Raw genomic sequence first — 2,369 nt, forward strand, 5'->3', positions numbered from 1 at the left:
GGCCGGGAGGGCAGGTGCGTCTCCTGGTCGATCCGTCACGTCCGGGCGTGCCGCGCGAGGCGACCTACGCGCGCGAGCAGGCCGCGCGGGTGGGGTGGCTTCCCTGGGGCCTGGGCCTGGGCGCGCTGGTGGCGGCGGGCGGCCTTGGCTGGGAGCTGCGGCGGCTGTTCCGCAAGGAGGTGGAGCCCCTGCGGCTGGGCGCGCTGGTGTGGCTCACGCCGGACGAGGGCTTCCTGCCGGAAGGCAAGGGCGACGCGGAGTTCCCCGCGCACTACTTCCGCCAGGACGTGAAACAGGCGGTGCGGGCGCGGTCCCGTCCCCAGCGGGCGCCCGTGCGCAACGGCGGCAAGGTGCTGGCGGCGGTGGTCCCGAGCGAGCCCGGGTGGTGTCGGGTCATCGACGAAGAGCTGGCGCGGAAGCTGGGCTGGGTGCGCTGAAGCACGCGCGGACGGGGCTGAAAAGTTGCCGGTCCCCGGGGGCCGTGTGACACACGCCTGTAGCTGCAACGTCTGGAGGCTCTCATGCGCGTACGCTTCTCCCACTTCGTGCTGCCCGTGCTGATGCTGATGGCGCCGAACGCCACCGGGGCCAGCAAGCGCAACGAGGCCGAGGAGGCGTACCAGCAGGCCCGCCGCTCGTACTACGCGCTCAAGGACGACGCGTCCCGCCGCAAGCTGCGCCACCACTGGCTCAACGTGGTGCACCGCTTCGAGGCCGTGGCCAGCCACTACCCCAAGAGCGACCGCGCCCCCGACGCGCTCTTCACCGCGGGCGACCTGCTCCAGGAGTTGAGCCGCATCTCCTTCGTGGAGGAGGACCTCCAGTCGGCCATCGCCGACTACTCGAAGCTGCTGGAGGCACACCCGAAGCACAAGCTCGCGGATGACGCGGCGCTGGCGCTGGCGCGCATCCACGTCAACCGTCTGGACCGGCCCGAAGCCGCGCGCAAGGTCCTCACCGAGTCGCTGGCGACGAACCCCAAGGGCGACCAGGGCAAGGAGCTCAAGGCGCTGCTGGCCTCGCTGCCCACGTCGAAGACGACGCCCGCGCGGCCGACCGTGAAGACGCTGCCCCCGACGGGGAAGAGCACCCAGGACACCGCCGTCGCCGAGGCCACGCCGCAGGATCGCTCCGCCCTGGTGGACGCCATCACGAAGCTCGCGCGCGAGCCGTCCCCGGTGCTGCCGCGCCTGGATTCGCACGCGCCCAGCTCCTCAAGCTCTGGCGACGCGAAGGATCCGGCGGTGGTGATCAAGGACGCGCCGACCGTCGCCGACAAGGCCCTCGATGCGAAGGACGCCGCGAAGGACGCTCACGACACGAAGGCCCCGGAGTCGAAGGGGCCCGAGGCCGTGGCCTCCTCGCGCGGTACCTCGCAGCCCGTCAAGCCGGACGCGCGCGCCGAGTTCCCGTCCGTGGCGACCAAGCCCTCGACGGACGCCACGGCGCCCCGGAGCGAGTCGAAGCCTTCCGAGCCGGAGGTCGTCGCATCGAAGCCGCCGCGCGCGGTGACGGTGTCGCCGATGCCGGAGGCCCCGCGCCCGGTGACGGCGCCGGTGGACTCGCAGGTGGCGCAGGCGCGGCTCAAGGCGGTGGCGAAGCAGTCCCGCAACGCGGAGCTGACGCTGGCGGAGCAGCTCGGGTTGAAGGTCCGGCGCGTGGTCATCGACCCGGGCCATGGCGGGCACGACTCGGGCGCGGTGGGCAAGGAGGGGACGAAGGAGAAGGAGGTGTCGCTGGCCATCTCCAAGAAGGTCGCGGACGGCCTGCGTGAGAAGGGCCTGGAGGTGGTGCTCACGCGCGACGACGACACGTTCATCCGCCTGGAGGACCGGGCGAAGCTGGCGAACGAGGCGCACGGGGACCTGTTCATCTCGGTGCACTGCAACTCGGCGGCGACGCACAAGCTGCGCGGCATCGAGACGTACACGCTCAACACGTCCGCGGACCGCTACTCCATCCGCCTGGCCGCTCGCGAGAACGCGTCGTCCGAGAAGGGCATCAGCGACCTGCAGTTCATCCTCGCGGACCTGGCGACGAAGGCGAACACGGAGGAGTCGTCGCGGCTGGCGAAGTCCGTGCAGCACAGCCTGGTGACGGGGCTGGCGAACAAGTACGACGGCATCAAGGACCTGGGCCACAAGGAGGCGCTCTTCTACGTGCTGCTGGGCGCGAAGATGCCGGCCATCCTGGTGGAGACGTCCTTCCTGTCGCACGTCGAGGACGAGAAGCGCCTGGCGTCCGAGCGCTACCAGGACGAGGTGGCGAAGAACATCGTGCTCGGAGTGGAAGAGTTCCTCGGAGACCGCCGCCGCGTGGCCAAGGTAGATTGACGCTCGCGTCGTCACCATGGCCGAGCAGTCTCCCCC

Annotated in this window: 1 protein-coding gene and 1 pseudogene; both read left to right on the plus strand. The window is 71.0% G+C overall.

Annotated elements, in window-relative coordinates; translation table 11 throughout:
• A pseudogene (locus tag D7V97_RS42340) lies at positions 1-437 on the plus strand (DUF3592 domain-containing protein); the annotation flags it as partial.
• Between the two features lie 84 nt (positions 438-521).
• Positions 522-2,333, plus strand: a complete 1,812-nt coding sequence (locus D7V97_RS42345) for an N-acetylmuramoyl-L-alanine amidase (RefSeq protein ID WP_120616185.1) — start codon at positions 522-524, stop codon at positions 2,331-2,333.
• Positions 2,334-2,369: the final 36 nt, after the last annotated feature.

It is taken from the genome of Corallococcus sp. CA053C, assembly GCF_003611675.1.
In the GTDB taxonomy this organism is placed as follows: Bacteria; Myxococcota; Myxococcia; order Myxococcales; family Myxococcaceae; genus Corallococcus.